Source organism: Aquimarina aquimarini, assembly GCF_900299535.1.
Lineage (GTDB): Bacteria > Bacteroidota > Bacteroidia > Flavobacteriales > Flavobacteriaceae > Aquimarina > Aquimarina aquimarini.
The window spans coordinates 1-2,330 of the sequence record NZ_OMKE01000038.1 but is presented as its reverse complement, the minus strand read 5'-3'; the positions used below and the strand labels follow the sequence as shown (position 1 = coordinate 2,330).

1 protein-coding gene is annotated in these 2,330 nt (G+C 35.5%); it reads left to right on the top strand.

Annotated elements, in window-relative coordinates:
• On the top strand, positions 1 to 2,156 hold a 2,156-nt coding region (locus tag DG508_RS15635; RefSeq protein WP_159090861.1), incomplete at its 5' end, for an HYR domain-containing protein.
• Between the last annotated feature and the right edge of the window lie 174 nt (positions 2,157 to 2,330).

Here is a 2,330-nt window from a genome sequence, read left to right as displayed (position 1 = left end):
CTGCAGGCACAATAGTTTGGAGTTCTTCTAATGTAGCAGTCGCTACGATTGACGGATCAGGAGTAGTAACTCCAGTTTCAGCAGGAACGACCGATATTACGTACACTGTGACTGATGGAAACGGCTGTACATCTGTATCTTCAGCAGTACATACTGTGACTGTTGATTCAACACCTACTACCGTAGTAATTACATGTCCACCAGCTGTAAACGTTATTATAGATACAGGTTTATGTACTGCTAGTGGAGTTGTTTTAGGTACACCAATAATAGGAACTACTTGCGCAATAACAACTGTTACAAATGATGCTCCTGCAATATTTCCAGTTGGAGATACAAATGTAACTTGGACAGTAACAGATAATTTTGGGAATAGTAATAGTTGTATACAAATAGTGACTGTAATAGATAATATTGATCCAACGATTATATGTCCTGCGAATATTAGTGTAAATGTAAACTCTGGAACTTGTCAAGCAACAGGGGTTTCTTTAGGTACACCAACAATCGCTGATAATTGTGGGGCAAGTTTTAGTAATGACGCTCCTGCAATATTCCCGTTAGGCGATACAATAGTTACCTGGACTGTAACAGATGGTTCAGGAAATACTAATAGTTGTATGCAAACTGTAACTGTAATAGATAATATTGATCCAACAATTATATGTCCTGCCAATATTAGTGTATATGTAGATCCTGGAAGTTGTGCAGGAACAGGGGTTGATTTGGGCATACCAGTAACAGGAGATAATTGCACAGTAGCAGGGGTAAGTAATGATGCTCCTGTAATATTTCCAGTGGGAGATACAACGGTTACTTGGACTGTAACAGATAGCTCTGGAAATACTGATACTTGTACTCAAATAGTGACTGTGATTGATAATATCAAACCAACTATTATCGATTGTCCTTCAGATATTATGTTAACTACGAATACAAATAATTGTAGTATTCCTGTTACTTGGACACCACCAACAGCTAGTGATAACTGTAAAGGAGCACCGTCTGTTAGTAGTACACATGACTCAGGAGATATGTTTGCTGTAGGTGCAACTACAATAGTGACATATACCTTTACTGATCTTTCAGGGAATAGTGATAGTTGTAGTTTTAATATAACTGTTTCAGGGGTAGTTGTAGCTATTAATGATATGGTAAGTCTTGATGGGGATACAGGAGATAGCTCTTCCAATATTGTAAATGATAATGATCTATTTAGCTGTAATTTGGCCATATTAAATACAGATGTTGCGATAACAAATGTTATGGATAATGACCCTGAAGATGATATTAATCTAGATCCTTTAACTGGAATAATAACTGTTTTACCAGGTACTCCAGCAGGAGAATATTTGATTAGATATACATTATGTAGTATTGATACACCTACAATTTGTGATGAAGCTTCCATAATAATAACCGTAACAAGTTCTGGAGGAGGAGATGTATCTAACCTTGCATTAACTAAAACAGGAGCGTATGTAGATACAAATGATGACGATATTGTTAATGTGGGAGATGAAATACATTATAATTTTACTGTTGAAAATACGGGAAGTGTGGACCTTATCAATATTGTACTTACAGATCCATTACCTGGAGTTGAAGTGATAGGAGGGCCAATTGATTTGGAAGCTGGAGAAGTAGATGAAGATAATTTTACAGCTATATATACTTTAACAGAAGAAGATTTACTATCAGGTAGGGTAACCAATCAAGCAACTGTAACAGGGCAGAACCCTGATGGAAATACAGTAACAGATATTTCTGATGATCCATCAGATGATACTAATGTTGATTTGGATGGAGATGGTGATTTTGAAGATGAAACGATAGTTCGTATAAGGTTTGATGAAGAGATTATAGTATATTCGGGAATGTCTCCTAACGGAGATGGAGTAAATGATGTATTTGTAATTGAGGGAATAGAAGAATTTGAAAATACATTAACTATATTCAATCGATGGGGAGTAAAAGTTTACGAATCCAAAAATTATGGGAGAGATAATAACTTCTTTAGAGGGATCTCAAACGGGAGGTCCACAATAGAAGGAAAAGAGGAGTTGCCTGTTGGGACATATTATTATGTAGTTGAATATATTTTACAATCAGGACAACGAAAAAATAAAGCAGGTTATTTATATCTCAATAGATAATCAACCAAGATGTAACCTACTAACAGAAATGTTGGTAGGTTGCATTAATTTTTTTTAAAAAACTATATATAGCGGATGAAAAATATACAAGCGATACTTGTAACAGTACTACTCAGTGTTTTGTTTTACAATGGTTATTCTCAGCAAGATGCTCAGTATACGCAGTATATGTAT